14 protein-coding genes and 1 pseudogene are annotated in these 18718 nt (G+C 49.2%); 14 read left to right on the forward strand and 1 reads right to left on the reverse strand.

The features are described from left to right. Positions 1-70: 70 nt before the first annotated feature. The 14 genes and pseudogenes from MHB80_RS09245 to pckA all read left to right on the forward strand — a co-directional run bounded on the left by MHB80_RS09245 (position 71) and on the right by pckA (position 17580). The gene (locus MHB80_RS09245) at positions 71-2986 is read left to right on the forward strand and encodes an extracellular solute-binding protein (RefSeq protein WP_341281865.1); all 2916 of its coding nucleotides are present in this window, start codon (positions 71-73) and stop codon (positions 2984-2986) included. A gap of 115 nt (positions 2987-3101) precedes the next feature. Continuing rightward, entirely contained in the window at positions 3102-3974 is an 873-nt protein-coding gene (locus MHB80_RS09250) for a sugar ABC transporter permease (RefSeq protein WP_341282915.1), read from the forward strand. A 5-nt stretch (positions 3975-3979) separates the two neighbouring features. Continuing rightward, entirely contained in the window at positions 3980-4843 is an 864-nt protein-coding gene (locus MHB80_RS09255; RefSeq protein ID WP_341281866.1) for a carbohydrate ABC transporter permease, read from the forward strand. 19 nt (positions 4844-4862) lie between these two features. Further along, entirely contained in the window at positions 4863-6311 is a 1449-nt protein-coding gene (locus MHB80_RS09260; protein ID WP_341281867.1) for a gluconolactonase, read from the forward strand. Next, positions 6289-6912: a Yip1 family protein gene (locus MHB80_RS09265; RefSeq protein WP_341281868.1), complete on the forward strand. Its 624-nt coding sequence runs from the start codon at positions 6289-6291 to the stop codon at positions 6910-6912. Before MHB80_RS09260 ends, MHB80_RS09265 begins: the two co-directional genes overlap by 23 nt. A 16-nt stretch (positions 6913-6928) precedes the next feature. Then, the gene (locus MHB80_RS09270) at positions 6929-9490 is read left to right on the forward strand and encodes a DUF5696 domain-containing protein (protein ID WP_341281869.1); all 2562 of its coding nucleotides are present in this window, start codon (positions 6929-6931) and stop codon (positions 9488-9490) included. Next, the gene (locus MHB80_RS09275; protein WP_341281870.1) at positions 9487-10386 is read left to right on the forward strand and encodes a sugar ABC transporter permease; all 900 of its coding nucleotides are present in this window, start codon (positions 9487-9489) and stop codon (positions 10384-10386) included. The genes MHB80_RS09270 and MHB80_RS09275 overlap by 4 nt, the downstream gene beginning before the upstream one ends. Before the next feature lie 20 nt (positions 10387-10406). Then, positions 10407-11420 carry a carbohydrate ABC transporter permease gene (locus MHB80_RS09280; protein WP_341281871.1) on the forward strand — a complete coding sequence of 338 codons (1014 nt, stop codon included), beginning with the start codon at positions 10407-10409 and terminating at the stop codon, positions 11418-11420. Positions 11421-11429: 9 nt separating this feature from the next. Then, complete coding sequence (locus MHB80_RS09285; RefSeq protein WP_341281872.1) at positions 11430-13097, forward strand: glycoside hydrolase; 1668 nt, start codon at positions 11430-11432, stop codon at positions 13095-13097. 263 nt (positions 13098-13360) lie between these two features. After that, complete coding sequence (locus MHB80_RS09290; protein ID WP_341282916.1) at positions 13361-13996, forward strand: spore coat protein; 636 nt, start codon at positions 13361-13363, stop codon at positions 13994-13996. A gap of 65 nt (positions 13997-14061) precedes the next feature. Continuing rightward, positions 14062-14452, forward strand: a pseudogene (locus MHB80_RS09295) (MBL fold metallo-hydrolase RNA specificity domain-containing protein); the annotation flags it as partial. Between the two features lie 316 nt (positions 14453-14768). Next, positions 14769-15800, forward strand: coding sequence for a type I glyceraldehyde-3-phosphate dehydrogenase (gene gap, locus MHB80_RS09300; protein WP_341281873.1), 1032 nt, complete (start codon positions 14769-14771; stop codon positions 15798-15800). Beyond that, positions 15782-16003, forward strand: a complete 222-nt coding sequence (locus MHB80_RS09305) for a GapA-binding peptide SR1P (RefSeq protein WP_341281874.1) — start codon at positions 15782-15784, stop codon at positions 16001-16003. Before gap ends, MHB80_RS09305 begins: the two co-directional genes overlap by 19 nt. Positions 16004-16008: 5 nt before the next feature. Further along, entirely contained in the window at positions 16009-17580 is a 1572-nt protein-coding gene (gene pckA / locus MHB80_RS09310; protein WP_341282917.1) for a phosphoenolpyruvate carboxykinase (ATP), read from the forward strand. A gap of 77 nt (positions 17581-17657) precedes the next feature. Here the strand turns inward: pckA and aroC are convergent, their stop codons facing one another. Next, complete coding sequence (gene aroC, locus MHB80_RS09315) at positions 17658-18713, reverse strand: chorismate synthase (protein ID WP_341281875.1); 1056 nt, start codon at positions 18711-18713, stop codon at positions 17658-17660. Positions 18714-18718: the final 5 nt, after the last annotated feature.

Raw genomic sequence — 18718 nt, forward strand, 5'->3', positions numbered from 1 at the left:
GGCTTTCCGATTAGGGAAACCGGGCGATTGCTGTAAAAAATTTCGCCAGTTTACAAAAGGGGGGAATGAGGTGGAAATCGTATTTTTCAGAAAAACGGCCGCTAGGATCATGGTTATCGCTATGCTGATTTCGATATTGGCTTTCCCTATAGCTCAGTCCGGCGCAGCCAGCATTCAAGCCGGTTCGGCTAAGGAAGCCGAGTCAAGCAGCGACCAGAGCCTATTAACAAACGAAGCAGAAAACAGCTACGCCCATTACTTGCAGCGCTATAAGGAAATAGAACGGCCTCGGGAGGAAATGGTCATACAAGGGGCGGACTACACAAGGGCAAGCGAAATGGAACCCGAAATCGTTCATGAGCTTGGGGGCGTATCAGGCGACTTCGTCAAGACGGGTGAAAGCGGCTCTATAGAGTGGGAGCTTGAGGTGCCGAAATCCGGCTTGTATCATATCGCCATTCGCTATTTTCCGATCGAAGGAAAAAGCTCGGCAATCGAAAGGGAGCTGCTGATCGACGGCGAGCTGCCGTTTGCCAGCGCCAGAAATTTGACCTTTCACCGCATATGGAAAAATGAGAGTGATCAGATTTTGCAGGATAACCGGGAAAATGAGCTGCGGCCGCGCCAGGTAGAATCGCCGATGTGGCAGGAGTCGCTGCTTCGAGATACAGAAGGGTACTACGAGGAGCCGTACTTCTTTTATTTTTCGGCTGGCAAGCACACATTGACGCTGTTATCTTCCAGAGAGCCGATGGCAATCGACTATTTGAAAGTGTATCAATATGATGAGCCTTCGCCTTACGAAGAGGTAGAGCGGGGATACAAGTCTAAGGGCTATGCGGAGACTAGCGGACATTTGATTAAAATGCAAGGCGAAAACGCCGCCTACAAATCGTCTCCTACCTTATATCCGATTTCCGATCGTTCCAGCCCGTCTACCGAGCCTTATGACGTATCGAAGATTAAGATGAATACGATTGGCGGCAACAACTGGCGGGTGCCGGGCCAATGGATCGCATGGGACATCGAAGCGCCAGAGGACGGGCTATACCGGATTGCGATCAAGAACAGGCAAGAATTGCTGCGAGGCATTTATTCTACACGCTCGCTATGGATTGACGGGGTCATTCCGTTTCAAGAAATGACGCAAATTCCGTTTTATTATGACTCGGACTGGCAGATGAATGTGCTAGGAAGCGAGGAAAAGCCTTATTTATTTTATATGACTAAAGGGAAGCATGAGCTGAGGCTGGAGGTGAGCTTAGGCGCAATGGCTCCTCTGATTCGCCAAGTAGAAGCAAGCTTGCTTGACATCAATGCTATGTATCGCAAAATTTTGATGATTACCGGCAATGTACCGGATCCTTATAGGGATTATCAATTAGATAAACAAATTCCCGACATGGTCGGCGTGTTTCAGGAGCAAAGCGATATTCTGTATGCCGTATCGAAGGAGCTAGTTCGCCTGACAGGCGAGAAAAGCGACAAGACGGCTACATTGGATAAAACCGCCTATCAATTAGCAGATTTGGCTCAAAAACCGGAAACGGTCCAGAAGCGGCTGTCTCAATTCAAAATTAATGTTGGCAGCGTCGGAGCCTGGATTCTGCAAGTGAGAGAGCAGCCGCTCGAAATCGATTACCTCGCTTTGGCTTCAGCTGATGTAGAGCTGCCCGAAGCAGATGCTTCAGCTTCAAAAAAAATCGTTCATGAGGTATCTTCCTTCTTTCATTCCTTCTTTGAAGATTACGATACGATCGGAAACATGGCCCAGGATGAGCAATCAATAACGGTATGGATTGGAACCGGCCGCGATCAGGCTCAAGTGCTGAAGGCGATGATTGATGATTCATTTACGCCGCTTACTGGTGTTGGAGTCAACCTTAAGCTGGTCAATCAGGATGTGCTGCTGCGTGCGTCTTTGGCAGGTGAGGGACCCGATGTAGCCATGCAGGTCGGCAACGATGTGCCGGTAAATTTCGGCATGCGGAATGCAGCGGAGGACTTGTCGCAATTCCCGGGCTATAGGGCGGTTGTGCAGCAATTCAGGGACAGCGCGCTTGTTCCATACCGATTTGAGGAGCAGGTGTTTGCGCTGCCTGAGCAGCAAATTTTCAATATGCTTTTTTACCGGAAGGATATATTAGAGGAGCTGAAACTTGAGCCGCCGCAAACGTGGGATGATGTGTACGCGATGATTCCGGTTCTGCAAAAGCATCATATGGATTTCGCGCTGCCGATTGCCCAGACGACGGGTGTTCCTGTAATGGAGGCGAATCGTGCGTTTGCTATGCTTTTATACCAGCTGGACGGCTCCTTTTATTTGAACAACGGAGCCAAAAGCGGACTGGATACAGAGGTCGGACTAGATGCATTCAAAAAATGGACCGACTTCTATACGAGCTATAAGCTGCCGCTCATCTTTGATTTTCCAATGCGCTTTCGTACGGGCGAAATGCCGGTCGGCATACAGGATTACACCTTTTACAACTATTTGAGCGTATCCGCCCCAGAAATTAAGGGCTTGTGGGAGTTCGTTCCTGTTCCAGGCACCGTGCAGCAGGATGGTTCTATTCGCCGGGATGTGGCTAGCGGCGGGACAGCCGCCATCATGCTCAAGCAGGCTAAAAACAAGGAAGCAGCTTGGGAGTTTATGAAATGGTGGGTGGGCAAGGATGCCCAGGTTCGCTTCGGCAGAGAGATGGAAGGACTGATGGGCGCTGCAGCACGTTATCCGACTGCCAATATTGAAGCGCTTAAGGAGCTGCCATGGCCGGCGCGCAATTATCGCAGCCTGGAAGAACAATGGCAATGGGTACAGGGCGTGCCGGAGGTGCCGGGAGGCTATTTCACAGGAAGGCATTTGGACAATGCTTTGCGTGAAGTGATTAACAACGGCACGAATACAGCCGACTCCTTATACGATTATGTCCAAGAAATCGACTATGAAATTACCCAAAAAAGAAGCGAGTTTCATTTGGAATGAGGGGACTTAAGGAGGGACTCTTTTGCAGAAAACGAAAATCGCGGCTGAGATTATACTCCAGCCGAAGGGCCGCCTTGCTGGGCCGCAGCGGAAATGGGAGCTGTTCGTTAAGGATATGAAGCGGGATAAGCATTTGTTTGTCCTGCTGATTCCTTATATGGTGCTGTTTCTGTTATTTACGGTGCTGCCGGTCATCATTTCCATCCTTTTCAGCTTTACGTATTTTAATATGCTTGAATTTCCGCGCTGGGTCGGATGGGAGAATTATTCCAAGCTGCTTTGGAATGACGATGTGTTTCTCATTGGACTAAAAAATACGCTTATATTTGCCGTCATAACCGGTCCGGTCAGCTATATCGCTTGTTTCGTATTCGCATGGCTTATTAATGAGCTTAATCCGAAAATCAGGGCATTTATGACGCTCGTGTTTTTTGCTCCTTCGATTTCGGGCAACGTCTTTTTTATTTGGCAAATTATTTTTTCAAGCGATTCGTATGGCATTATGAACGGCTTTCTGATGAAGATCGGGTTTATTTACGAGCCTATTCAATGGCTGCAGAATCCTGACTATATGCTCACGATTATTATTATCGTCCAATTATGGCTCAGCCTCGGGACCAGCTTTCTGGCGTTTATTGCCGGCTTGCAGACGGTTGACCGCACATTGTACGAGGCAGGGGCAGTGGATGGCGTGAAAAATCGCTGGCAGGAGCTTTGGTTTATTACCCTTCCATCCATGAGGCCGCAGCTGATGTTTGGCGCCGTCATCCAGATTACGTCTTCCCTTGCAGTAGCAGACGTAGCGATGGCTTTGGCTGGCTTTCCGAGCGTGCAGTATGGCGCACATACCGTCGTTACCCATTTGGTGGATTACGGCACGATTCGTTTCGAAATGGGCTATGCGTCTGCTATCGCGACCGTACTATTTATGCTGATGCTGGGCACCAATCTGGCCGTTCAAAAGTTGCTGAAGAGGGTGGGGGAATAGGCGAGATGAAGCTGGCCATGCGTCTGAAAAAAAGAGTGAACCGGTCCTGGCAGGTGGACATAATGCTGCTCCTTGTACTGGGCTTGTTTGGCTCCTTTATGGCAGTTCCGTTGATCTATGTCATTAATAATGCATTTAAGCCGCTTGATGAGTTGTTTATATTCCCGCCTACGCTGCTTGTCAGAAATGCAACACTTGAAAATTTCGCGGATTTGTTTCAAGTCATGAAAAATTCGTGGGTTCCATTTTCCAGATATATTTTCAATACCTTTTTTATTACGGCGGCAGGAACGGCAGGACATATTTTGCTGGCATCGGCGGCGGCTTATCCGCTGGCCAAGCATAAGTTTCGCGGACACAAAGTGCTGTTCACGGTTATTGTCCTTTCGCTGATGTTTTCCCCGCATGTGACGGCGATTCCAAATTATATGATCATGTCTGTGCTGGGGTGGATGGATTCGTACCAAGCTGTAATCGTTCCGGCGTTTGCCTATCCGCTTGGCCTATATTTAATGAAACAATTCATGGAGCAAATACCGGATGCTTTGCTGGAAGCCGCCAAGATCGACGGCGCCAGCGAATACCGGATATTTTGGCAAGTCGTTATGCCGCTCGTCAAGCCTGCCTGGCTGACGCTGTTAATTCTGATGATGCAAATGCTTTGGGGAGCGGATGGAGGCAGCTTCATTTACAGCGAACAGCTCAAGACGATGCATTACGCGATGGGGCAAATCATTCAAGGCGGTATTGCCCGCGCAGGGGTTGGCGCCGCAGTTGCTGTGATTATGATGACCGTGCCAATCGTGACGTTTGTTTTTTCACAGAGCAATGTCATTCAGACGATGGCTTCGTCTGGGATGAAGGACTAAAGCGATGGGGGCGTATGGATTGAAAATAAAGCGAGCGATTCTGTTATTGGCTGCTGTGCTGCTCTTCGCCGGCTTAAGTCCGAAGCTGGCCCACGCGTCGCCGTATGAGGGATATACCTATTCCTATTGGGGGGAGACCGTTCATTCGCCAATCGCGTATCTTCCTTCCAAGACGATAACGGGTCAAAATTTAGGGATAGGCCCATGGCGTTCTCCAGCTGATATATTTGCTGCACTTGACGGTCATTTGTATGTTCTGGATTCAGGAAACGGGCGAATTGTCGTGCTTGACAGCGAGTGGAAGGTTGTCCGTCAAATGAAGGAGTTTCAGAATAATGGAAAGCAGGATGGTTTCAATAATCCAGAAGGCCTCTTCGTGACGGAGAGTGGTCATATTTTTGTGGCGGATACCGAAAATAGGCGCGTGGTTGAGCTCGACAGCAGCGGAGCGTTCGTCAGAGAAATTTCCGCTCCGAAGTCGGAGGTCATCAGCAGCAATTTCGAATATTTCCCGCGAAAGGTCATCGTTGATAAAGCCGGCCGCATTTACGTTGTCGCCAGAGGCGTCTTCGAGGGCATTATAGAATTTGACAGCGAGGGCGGCTTTACTGGATTTATGGGGACGAACCGGGTGCAGTTTGATCCTGTGGATTTGTTCTGGAAGACGGTATCGACAAAAGAGCAGCGGGAAAAGCTGATCCGGTTTGTTCCCATTGAATTTAACAATGTAGATGTGGATCTGGATGGATTCATCTTTACGACTACAGCCGACAAGCAGACTTTTGCCCCTGTCAAAAGGCTGAACCCATCGGGCATTGACGTCATTCGCATAAACGGGAATATAGGTCCAGTAGGCGATTTGAGCAGAAATCGCTCCGCTTTCATTGACATCGATGTTAGCGGCAATGGCGTTTACCGCACGCTAGATTCGACCCGGGGGCGGATTTTTACTTATAACGAAGACGGCAATTTATTATACGTATTTGGCCAACTGGGCAATCAGCAGGGCACATTTAAAAATCCGGTTGCGATTGAAAGCTCCGGCAATCGGGTGTTTGTTCTGGACCGCGATCAGGGGAGAATTACCGAGTTTGCAGCGACCAAATTCGGAAGCCTCGTTAACGAGGCCAATGGATTATACAGTATAGGCAAGCACGATGATGCAGCAAAGCTGTGGAAGGAAGTGCTCCGGCTCGATGCAAATTACGAAATGGCCTATATTGGCATTGGCAAGTCGATGCTGCGCCAAGGCGAATACAAGCAAGCGATGACTTTTCTGAAGCTGGGCAATGACAGAGAATATTATTCCAAAGCATTAACCAAATATCGCAGGGAATATATGCGTGAGCACTTTGGGATCTATATGACGGTACTGATCCCGCTGATCTTGGTCGTTATCGCCGTTCGTAGAAGCATGAGGCTCAGAAAGGGGGAACTGAAAAAGGATGCGGTTTCTCAAGGAGGCTAGGTACTCGCTGCACGTTGCATTCCATCCCTTTGACGGGTTTTGGGACCTGAAATATGAGAACAAAGGAAAGCTCCGGATCGCGCTTGTCATTTTGCTCGCCGTTACGGTTACGATGATTCTGAACCGCCAGTATGCTGGCTATGTCGTCAACTTTAATCACCCGCTGGAACTAAACAGCTTTGATGAATTAAAGTACATTGTGCTTCCATTCCTCCTGTGGTGTGTCGCGAACTGGTCGCTCACTACGCTGATGGATGGAGAAGGGAAATTTGAAGAGATTGTCATCGCTACGGGGTATGCGATGCTTCCTTTAATTTTGATCTATTTGCCCAATATGCTGCTCAGCAATGTGATTACGCTGCGCGAGGCCTCCTTCTATTATTTGCTGGAATCTGCGGCAGCGTTATGGTTTGTTTGGCTGCTGTTTATTGGAACGATGACGGTTCACCAATATACGGTTACGAAGACGATTATGACGATGCTGTTAACGGTTGTAGTGATGGGCGTCATTATTTTTCTAGGGCTGCTCTTCTTCAGCCTGATCCAGCAAATCGTCAGTTTTGTGTACACGATTTACCAGGAACTTTCATTGCGAGCATAAGAAAGGGGGCCAAGCGGTGAAGCGGAAGCTTGCGATCATTATGACGGCAGCCATTACCGGCTGCTTGCTTATAGCTCAAGGCACCAATTACGCGGAATATGCGTCCGAGGTCGTAGCTGACCCTGCGCCAAGCAGCGGACTAAATAGCGGGCTTGCAGTCTCAAGCAGCCATTCCGGCAAGGTGCCTGCATGGTCTGAAGGGATGGAAATGGCGGCTGAAAATGAATTTTTAGCCTTGTATGTCAACGCTGAAACGACTGAAATTGCGGTTAGGGACAAGCGAAGCCAAGCGATTTGGTATTCCAATCCGCAAAATCGCGAAGCTGATCCGGTCGCAACCGGCTATAACAAGACGAAGCTGAACGTGCAGGTCGAGATCAGTTATTTTGACAGCGCAGGAAATGCATTGAAATATGATAATTACACCCATAGCGTTCAGAACGGCCAATATGCCATAGTGAAGGCAAATGCCGGACTGGACATCGTCTATACGCTAGGGGAGGTTAAAAGCGACATCGATGCCATTCCTAAATATATTAGCGCGGACCGATTTCAAACCGTCATTCTGGATAAAATCGAACAGTCGGCGGACAAAAGAGAAGTTGAGAAACGCTTTAAATATGATGAGGAAAACAAGCGTTATGAAAGAAGGGACTCCTCCTTTAAAGGAATCGGCTTATCCAAGGTTACCGAAATCTTCAATCAGATCGGCTATGACGAGGAGCAGAAGGCAATCGATAAGGCGGCGTATGGCGAAGCGTCCACTGGCAGCGCCAACGTTCGGATTCCTTTGCATTATCGGCTGGATGGCGAGCATCTGTTGGTGACAGTTGCGGCGGGCGAGATCGAATATCCGGCTAATATGAAAATTCAGACGCTGTCCCTGCTTCCGTTTTTTGGTGCAAGCGGCCGCGAGGATGAAGGCTATACGTTCGTTCCAGATGGGTCGGGTTCGCTAATCCGTTTCAACAATGGCAAAACCTACGATGCGCCGTTTCGTACGGCCCTTTACGGTTCCGATGCGTCTATTAGCCAGCTCATCAAAATTCAGAAAGAGGAAGCTGCACGCTTGCCTGTATTCGGCATGAAATATGAGGACCGGGCATTTGTCGCGATTATTGAGAAGGGTGACGCGGTCGCCGCGGTCGAAGCGGACGTAAGCGGCAGGCTGAACGATTACAACACCGTGCTCCCCAGTTTTACGCTGACTAATTTGGAGGAGGTTACCTTGACGAACGGGTGGCGCTCCAGTACGGTCAAAAAGTTTCAAGCGGAGCCCTATGATGGGGAAATGACGGTTCGTTACGGCTTTCTCGGCACGGGGGAGGCCAGCTATTCGGGCATGGCGGCGCATTACCGTCATTATTTGATCAAGCAAACGGGCCTAACGAGGCTGCCGGATGAAGGGGATATTCCGTTTTATGTCGAGCTGATTGGCGGCATTCCGAAGAAGAAATTTTTCTTGGGCATTCCTTATAACGCCTATGAGCCGCTTACGACCTTCAATCAGGCGGAGTCTATTTTGGGCCAAATGCTGGATAGGGGGATCGGCGGCATTAAGCTGCGTTATACGGGTTGGTTTAACGAGGGGTTAAACCATAACCTTCCCAAATCGATTGCCGTTGACAAGAAGCTCGGGGGAAGCAAAGGCTTAAACGAGCTAAAGGCATATGCCAATGCGAACGGTATAGGGTTGTTTCCTGATGCGGCCTTTCTTGAGGCAGCTCCGCAAGCGGATGGATTCAAAAAGTCGAGCGAAGCTTCCCGATTTATTACGGGCCGGCTGGCGGAAATTTATTCTTACAGCGCGTCCACCTTCAGTCAAGAGGATGAACGCGAGCCTGGTTATGTAGTGAGTCCGAAATCGCTGCCGAAAATAACAGCTGGATTTATGGACGATTATGGGAAGCTCCAGCTCTCGGGATTGTCTCTGCGCGATCTTGGCAGCGAGCTGAATTCCGATTTCAATCGTTCCGAGGTTATCAATCGCGAGGAAGCGAAAGAGATTGTAAAGCAACAGCTGAAGCAAATGAGCGGCTCTGTCAAGGAACTGCTGGTGGAGGGTGGAAACGCCTATTCGGTTCCCTACGCGCGGCATATTGTGGATGCGCCGATATCGAGCAGCGGCTTTAATATGACCGATGAGAGCGTTCCATTTTTTCAAATGGTTTATCACGGCTTCGTTCATACCGCTGGAGGCGCTTGGAACATGGCTGATGATCAAGATTCCTCCTACAACTTTCTGAAAGCGCTAGAAACGGGCTCTTCTTTGCATTACACATGGTTTTTTGCTGATTCCTCCGCGATCAAAATGACGGAGTTCGACCATTTGTATTCCGCCGATTATCGGGGCTGGATCGACGAAGCAGCGCAGAGGTATGGCGAACTGAATAACGTTCTCCACGATGTGCAATCCCAAGCGATTATTGATCATCGGGCACTGGCAGATGGGGTGTACCAGACCACTTTCGAAAAAGGGAAAACCATTATCGTCAATTATAACGATGCTTTGGCTGAAGTGGGCGGAATTACAGTTAGGGCAAAGGATTATTGGGTGGGAGGTGAAGCTCAGCGATGAGGTTCAGGAAGCTTTCGCTTGAGCAAAAAAACAGATATTACGGACTGTATTTCATTCTTCCCTGGTTTGCAGGCTTTTTATTCCTGTTTATCGTGCCGCTGCTGTCATCGCTTCGCTACAGCTTTAGCAATCTGCAAGTCACGAATGACGGCTTTAGCCTGGACTTTATCGGACTGTCCAATTATCGGGAAGCCTTGTTGTCACATGAATCGTACGTCAGAATACTGACGGAATCCGTTGTTGATATTGCGATCAACACACCGCTTATTATCATATTCAGCTTATTTTTTGCGGTGCTGCTTAACCAGAGATTTAGAGGACGGGTGCTGGCCCGGGCCATTTTCTTCCTGCCCGTTATTTTGGCATCGGGCATTATCGCCAGCATCGAGAACGGAGATTTGATGCAATCCGTCGTGCGAAGCGCAAACGATACAGCTGGCGGCGGCCTGTCCATTATGAAAAATCTAGAACTCGCCGTCCTGCTCATCGAATCAGGTGTGAGTATGACCTTTGTAGAGTATTTGACCGGTGCCGTCAGCCGAATTTATGAGATTATCAGCCAATCGGGTGTCCAAATTCTTATTTTTCTGGCGGGCCTTCAGTCGATTTCTCCTTCTTTGTATGAGGCAGCTAAGATCGAAGGCTCGACTGGCTACGAAGCATTCTGGAAAATTACGTTTCCGATGATCAGCCCGTTAATTTTGACGAATCTGGTTTATACCATAATCGACAGCTTCATCAGTGATGAAACAAGCCGGCTTGTGGTGGATACGGCATTCAAAAGCTATAATTTTGGCCTTAGCGCAGCAATGGCGTGGATGTATTTTGTTGTCATTGCGCTTGTGCTGTGGATTACGACGTCAATTGTTTCACGAAAGGTATTTTATCAAGATTAGCGGCCTAAAGGAGGAAGGACATGAAGAAGGATATCGCTGAGGTGGGGCAGCCAACGAAAGAACAATTGCAGCGTATGGCATCCGCCGCCTATTGGGTCGAATTTGCGAAAAAATGGCTGTGGGTGACCATCCGCTTCGTACTCATTTTCGGCATAGCGTTTGTCATCGTCTACCCGATTTTATTGAAGCTTTCGATTGCCTTCAAAAGCATGGATGATTTGTATGACTCTACAGTCATTTGGGTGCCGCATGCGCTGACGCTCGACAATTTCAAGCTCGTATTTCAAGCCATGAACTATCCGCAAGTGCTGCTCAATACGCTGCTGCTGTCTTCTGCGGTCATGCTGCTGCAAACGGCAACCTGCGTGCTTGCCGGTTATGGCTTTGCTCGAGTGAAATTCAGGGGAAGCGGCATTTTGTTCGCAGGCGTTATTTTTACGATTTTGGTGCCGGCCCAAACGATGATGGTTCCGCTTTATTTGCAATTTAAAAATTTCGATCTATTCGGGCTGGTTAAGCTGATTCAGGGCGAGCCCGCCAATCTGATAAACACCTACTGGCCATTTATTATTTCGGCAGCGCTGGGCATGGGTGTGAAGACGGGGTTATATGTGTATATTTTTCGCCAGTTTTTCAAAGGAATTCCGCGAGAGATTGAAGAAGCTGCCTATGTGGATGGAGCCGGCTACTTTACAACCTTTAGAAGGGTCATCCTGCCTAATGCGGTCCCTTCCATGGTGACTGTCATGCTGTTTTCCTTCGTCTGGCAGTGGAACGACTCTTTCTTTACGAACATGTATTTGAATGAGCCGAAGGTGATGTCGTCGATGATGGCTTCATCCGGCTATGCGATTGCTACGTTCCTTAGCGGAGGTGGGCAGGCGGAAACCGCTTCGTACGTTCAGGACCCATTCTTTATGTCCATGATGATGAACACAAGCGTCCTGATGGCTATACTGCCGCTAATTATTATGTATTTGTTTGTGCAAAGGCATTTTGTAGAGAGTGTCGAACGATCAGGCTTGGTCGGATAGGAGAGGCGGATGAAAAAGAAATTGACAGTTGTTATCGTTGTGGTGTTCACGTCAGCTCTAGGCTTGTATTTCGCTTTCACATCGAATCGTTCCGATAGCGCAAGCAGCCCGAAAAAGGAGGAAGCGCAGGTCCAGCAGCTGACGCCGCCGGATGCTTATGTAACGCTCGATGGAGCGGTCCGCTATCAAACGATTGATAATTTCGGAGCGTCCGACGCATGGTCGATGGACCCTCTGGGCAAGTATTGGACGGAAGAAAATAAAAATCGCGTGGCAGATTTGCTTTTTTCACGAGAGAAAGGAATTGGCCTGTCGGCCTGGCGCTTTAATATCGGTGCAGGCTCGATTGAAACGGACCAGTCGCGTATTCCAGATCCCTGGAGGCGGGCGGAATCGTTCAAGCTTTCAGAGGAAGGGAATTATGATTGGAGCAGGCAGGCGGGTCAGCAATGGTTTCTTCAAGCGGCAAAGGATCGGGGCGTAGATACTTTAATTGCATTCGTAAATAGCCCACCAGTCTGGATGACCAAGAATGGTCATGCCCAACCGGATGAGGAAGTCGGCTCCACCAATCTGAAAGAGGGATATGAGGATGAATTTGCAGCGTTTTTAATCGATATTTTGGAGCATTTTAGCGAGGCAGGCTTGGATTTCGAATATATAAGCCCGATTAATGAGCCGACCTGGGATTGGAATCTGGCCCAGCAAGAAAGCAATCGTTATAACAACGAAGATCTTAAGCGTGTCATTCTTGAATTGCATCGGCAGTTGAAAGAGAGCGGCCTTGAGGCGCAAATCAGCGCCCCAGATGGCGTAGAAATTACAGCGCTGCTGGATGATGAAGTTTACGGGCAGTTTGCAGGGGGCGGGACCTATTCGGGCGGGGCCAACAGTCTAGGAACAGGAAAATACCGGGAATATATTAAGGAGCTGCTCGGTGATCCTAGGCTCAAGGAGGCAATTGGCAATAAAATCGCTTCGCATTCCTATTGGTCCGATTACAGCAAGCCGGGCGACGACCGGCTGGGCAAGCTTAGACAATTGCTGGATGCCAATCTGAAAAAATACGACGAAAAGGCTAAATACTGGGTAACCGAATATTGTATTCTTGGCGATTACGGTCCGGGGCGTGACCTTGGCATAGAGCCTGCCTTGCATGTGGCCCGCACGATTCATTTTGATTTGACGGAGGCAAATGCAGCGGCATGGCAGTGGTGGACAGCCGTGTCAAAGGTCGATTACAAGGATGGACTGATCTATACTGATTTTAGCGAAGCGGGCGATGAGCAAAATATTTTGACCTCCAAAATCATGTGGGCGCTCGGCAATTACAGCAAATTTATACGTCCGGGTGCGCAGCGCATCTCGCTTGCAGGACTGGATGAAGATGCGCGCAGCGGTTTGCTGGGCTCGGCTTATGTACATGTTGGAGAACAGACGGTTACGGCTGTATTCGTCAATGACAGCGAGGACGATAAGCGCGTTCGGGTTTCATTGGATGGCGTGGATCAGCACCATTCCATTGCATTTATGGAACCGTATATTACGTCGGCGGGTCAGGATCTTGTCCGTGGGGAAAGCGTACCCGTGCTGGATGATTATTCGTTTGAAGCGGTTATTCCAGCGAGGTCTGTCGTTACCTTGACGGGAGGCGGGGCTGACGGTACGGTCGAATAATAAGTCAAAACGATAGTTGAAAATAATAAACAGAAAGCAGTAGGCGTTGATGGCCATCCATCAACGCCTTTTTTGGCAATAGGCTTCGCGGAAAGAACGCTGTAGCTGAAAATGAATCGAAAAAAAGAGTGAGGTAGGCAGCCTCTCCTATTCGATTGTGGACGCTCTTCCCTAAAAAGTTCGGTCAGGGGATGTATAAATTCAACCTCCAGCTTTCATATTAATAACTATAAATTTATGAATGACAAAGAGGAGAATTGATGATGCAGCAGCAAACTACAGCGAATAACAATGCACAGAAGGCAATGAACAAAAATCACGGGGGACATGAGCTTTTTGATATGCAGGAGCTATTGAATTGCAGCATTAGCGCAATGGATCAATTTATGATTTTCAGACAATATGCACAGGATCAGGAGCTGCTAAGTCTTATCGACAAGCAATATCAATTTATGCAATCGCAATACAATTTGACGGCTGAATGCTTTAAGACTGGGCAGGAGCCGAGTCAAAAAACATCAACGTATTTGATTAAAGAGGTAACACCGACCGTATTTGGCATGAAGCAAAGCTCGCCGAAAAAACCGATTCAATCACTAGCCGATGTCAACGATGCCGGAGTATGTGGTTTTATGCAAGGCATCGTTAAAAAGCATGCATCGCTGTTAACGACGGCTGCTCTTGAAGCAACGAACCCGGTTGTCCGTCGTGTACTCGCTTCCCAAGTGCAAAACTTTATTGAAATATCCTATGAGCTCTTTCTGTATCAAAATAAAAATGCCTATTATCAGGTACCGCAATTAAACGATGCTGATATGCAGCAAATTTTGAATACATTTTTGCCAATCGCTGAAACACCGCAAATGCCAGAGTCTAATAAAGGAACAGCCCTTCATTGACAGCAGCTTTTAGAACAAAATAAAAGTTTAATGTTGAAAACCGTACCCATATGCAGCTTGAAAAATATCCTGATCTTCATCGAATAGCGGACATTGGTAAAAACGGCGTGCTGCTGCTGTTGTCAGAGAGTACGAATGCAGAACGGCCTGGTTTTACGCCATCGGAACGTCTTGTTGGGGATCACATTGAATGTAATTTACGGCTCGGGAAGCGCAACAGGGATGCATGTATCTGGTCACGGTAATCAGGAAGAGTTGAAATTAATGCTTACCCTAATGAAGCCCAAATATTTTGTTCCGGTTCATGGCGAATTCCGCATGCTTTATCAACACCGGCTGCTTGCGAAGTCGGTGGGAGTTGACGAGGAGAACATTTTTATCGTCAACAATGGGGAGACCGTGGAGATCGAAAACAAAATCGCACGTAAAGGCGGTAAAATTCCTGCGGGCACTTCAATCCCGCATGACCTTGATAAAAAACAGTTTAGTTGCTTTCGATTATCCATCAACCATTGCAGCCTTTGGATCAGCGATGATCTAAGGGCTGTTTTGTATTTCATAACACAGATTCGCTAAGGGCAAGTGATTGGGGCCAATCGAAAGCTTTATCTCAGTGATACATCATATAGGAGTATTACCTAAATAATCCGTCATATATAGGGGGGATTAAGGTGATAAAAATTTATTTAGTGCGTCATAAAAATATTTATGTTGTATTATAAAACTATAATGATGTATGCTATTAGCAAATAAGCGAAGGGGGAATGCGGAAATGCACCGGGGGGTTGGCATTAGCGGAATGGGGAGAATCGGACGGCTGCTCGTTAGGAAAATGTTGTCTGAGCCGAATCCAGCAGTAAGGTTGAGGGCCATTAACAGCGTATATCCCGTGGAGACGATTGCTCATCTATTGAAATACGATTCGGTCCATGGGAGCTGGAAAGCAGATATACTGGTTCGAGATCAGCAGCTCGTGATTAATGGTCATTCCATACAAGTCGTATATGAAAGAGCGCCGGAGAACATTAAGTGGCATCGTTATGGCGTCGAGCTTGCCATTGACGCAACCGGGAAATTCAATGATCGGCAGGGTGCGCTGAAGCATATGGCTTCAGGAGCGAAACGGGTGCTGATTACAGCGCCCGGCAAGCAAATGGACTTGACGATTGTGATGGGTGTTAATGACCATCTTTATCGCCCGGAGGAGCATCAGCTGTTATCAGCTGCCTCCTGTACGACAAACTGTGTGGCTCCGGTTCTTCATGTGCTGGATCAAGCGTTCCATATCCAATCTGGCTGGATGACGACGGTGCATTCCTATACTTCTGATCAAAATCATTTGGACAATCCGCATGAGGATTTGCGCAGGGCTCGGTCCTGCACCCAGTCCATTGTCCCTACGACGACAGGGGTCGGCAAGGCGCTTGCAGATGTGCTGCCGCATTTGTCCTCGCGCATTCAGGGCATGTCGCTGCGGGTTCCGACGCAGGATGTATCGCTAATTGACCTCACCATTCAAGCTGAGCGTCGTACAACAGCGGCTGAAGTAAATGAAGTTTTGAAAGCGGCTGCAGAAGGCAGCAAGTCTTCTTATATCGGTTTTGCCGAGGAGCCGCTCGTATCAGCCGACTATATAGGCTGCTCGAAATCGGCAATGGTAGACGGTCTTTCGACGATGGTTATGGACAATCAGATTAAAGTCATTGCATGGTATGACAATGAGTGGGCATATGCATGCCGCGTTATGGATGTAGCCAATCTAATGATGGAAAGGGTGAAGGATTCATGCGAAATCACGGTATAGAAATGGGAGCCATTTATTGCAAGCACTGCATGACGCTGATTGATACACAGCCAACGAAAAAGGTGACTAATTATTATTCGGAATGCAAGGAAGAGGCATGCGTTGGGGCGAGGTACGGTGGTGGACTAGTCAGTTCGGGGCAAATGCAAGGAAGCGGAAATCGGGCAGGCGGATATACAGGGACGGGAGGAAGCGAGTCATGAGCATCATGGAGTCGAGGCTGCGTCAGCAGTTAGGCGTACATTATCAATTAACGACAGAGCAGCTAATGGAGCATGCGATTAAACGCGGTGAAGGGACGAAGCTGGAATCGGGAGCGCTGCGGGTGCTGACGGGGCAATATACAGGCCGTTCGCCGAAGGATAAGTTTATTGTCTGCGAGCCGTCTTCGCTGCCGCAGGTTGCTTGGGGCAAAGTGAACCAGCCGCTTTCGCCGGAGCATTTTAACCAGTTGTATGAAAAAGCAAAGCGTTATATGGAGCAGCAGGAGCTGTTCATCTTTGACGGCTATGCTGGTGCGGATGAATCTTACCGCCTGCCGATCCGCGTTATTAATGAATATGCTTGGCATAATCTATTTGCCCGCCAGCTGTTTATTCGTCCAAGCGAGGAGCAGCTTGCCACCCATAAGCCTGCTTTTACGGTCATCGCCCTGCCGGGGCTCAAGGCAGATCCTGCATGTGACGGCACAGCGTCCGAAACGTTCATTTGCATTTCTTTTGAGCAAAAAGTCGTGCTGATTGGCGGAACGGAATATGCAGGCGAGATGAAAAAGTCGATTTTCAGCGTGCTTAACTATTTGCTGCCATTGCAGGGCGTCCTGCCGATGCATTGCTCGGCGAATGTAGGAGAGCAGGGCGACACGGCGCTGTTCTTCGGCTTATCGGGCACGGGCAAGACGACGCTTTCTGCCGATTCCTCGCGCCGCCTCATCGGAGATGACGAGCATGGCTGGTCAGAGGATGGCGTATTCAACTTCGAAGGCGGCTGCTATGCGAAATGCATTGGGCTGAGCGAAGAGAAGGAGCCGCAAATTTGGCAGGCGATCCGCAGCGGAGCTGTGCTGGAAAATGTAGCGCTAGATGCCCAGACAGGGCAGCCTGATTATAAAAGCAATTATCTGACGGAGAACACGCGCGCTGCTTATCCGCTTGAGCATATTCCGGGAGCGGTGCTCACGGGGAAAGCAGGCCATCCAAACGTTATTTTGTTTCTGACCGCCGACGCTTGCGGCGTACTGCCGCCGATCTCCAAGCTGACGAAGGAGCAGGCCATGTATCATTTTCTATCGGGGTATACGTCCAAGCTTGCGGGTACGGAGCGTGGGGTAACCGAGCCGGAAGCGACGTTTTCCGCTTGCTTCGGGTCGCCGTTCCTGCCGCTCGCGCCAAGTGTATATGCGGAAATGCTCGGTGAAAAAATCGCCCAGCATGATGCCAAAGTGTATTTGGTTAATACAGGCTGGTCCGGCGGGCCGCATGGCATAGGGCAGCGGATGAACCTGCGCTATACGCGGGCGATGGTAACGGCAGCGATTGATGGCAGCCTAGAGCAGGCTGAATTTATGGCTGATCCAGTGTTTGGCCTGAGCTGCCCGCTGGCGGTAGAAGGTGTGCCGAATACAGTGCTCCTGCCCCGCGAAGCATGGCAGGATAAGGCGGCCTATGATCAGCAGGCGGCCAAGCTTGCCGCACAATTTGTGAATAATTTCCGCAAATTCGTAGGCGTAAGCGCGGAAATCTCTGCCGCTGGTCCAGTAGTGCAATCGCACCAGAGCTGATAGAGGAACGGGATAATGGTGAAAAGAAGGGACTGCTTTTAGGCTGTAATAGCCTCAAAGCAGTCCCTTCTTATATTTTACCCTAGCATGGCGGCTTGCCGCTTATACTGATCCTCCAATACGAGGCAGGCCATAGCCTCCACAACGGGCACAATTCTCGGACAAATGCAAGGATCATGCCGCCCCTCCGTCCTAATTTCCTGCTCCTCGCCGTGGATATTGATCGTTCGCTGTGGGACCGAGATGGAGGAGGTCGGTTTAACGCTTATGCGAAAAATAATATCCTGTCCCGTGCTAATGCCCCCTATGATGCCACCCGAATGATTGCTGAGAAACCCGTCGCCGCTCATCCCGTCATTATGCTCGCTGCCCAGCATGGAAGCAGCAGCGAAGCCAGTGCCAAATTCAATGCCTTTCACGGCGCCAATCGATAGCATCGCTTTCGCAAGCTCCGCGTCCAATTTGTCAAATACCGGCTCTCCCAGACCAGGCACTACGCCGCGAATCCGGCATTCTACAATGCCGCCGCAGCTGTCGCCAACCGCTGCGAGCTGTTCAATTTTACGGATCATTTTCGCTCCGGCAGCAGCGTCGCATGCACGAACCGCATTTTGTTCAATGACGGCTTCATCGAAGGTTTCGCATTCAATGCCTCCGATAGCCTGCGTATAGGCAAGCACCTGCACGCCCCTTTGCTCCAGCAGCTTGCGGGCGATAGCGCCGCCGGCTACTCTGCCCGCCGTTTCTCTGCCGGAAGCCCGTCCACTGCCGCGATGGTCGCGAATGCCATACTTTTGCAAATAGGTGAAATCGGCATGGCCTGGGCGAAAAGAATGCTGGATATCACTGTATGCATCGGGTCTCATATCCTGGTTATGCAAAATAACAAAGAGCGGCGTTCCCGTCGTTTTTCCCTCGAACACGCCCGATAAAATATGAACGATATCATATTCCTTGCGCGGGGAAGTGACGGATGATTGCCCGGGCTTGCGTCGATCCATCTGCTGCTGAATATAGGCTTCATCGATTTCGACGCCCGGCGTTACACCGTCGACAATGACGCCAACCGCCTCGCCATGGGACTCGCCAAAGGTTGTGATTTTAAAAGCTTCTCCAAATGTATTTCCTGCCATTATGA

The organism is Paenibacillus sp. FSL H8-0537 (assembly GCF_038051995.1).
Classification (GTDB): Bacteria; Bacillota; Bacilli; order Paenibacillales; family Paenibacillaceae; genus Pristimantibacillus.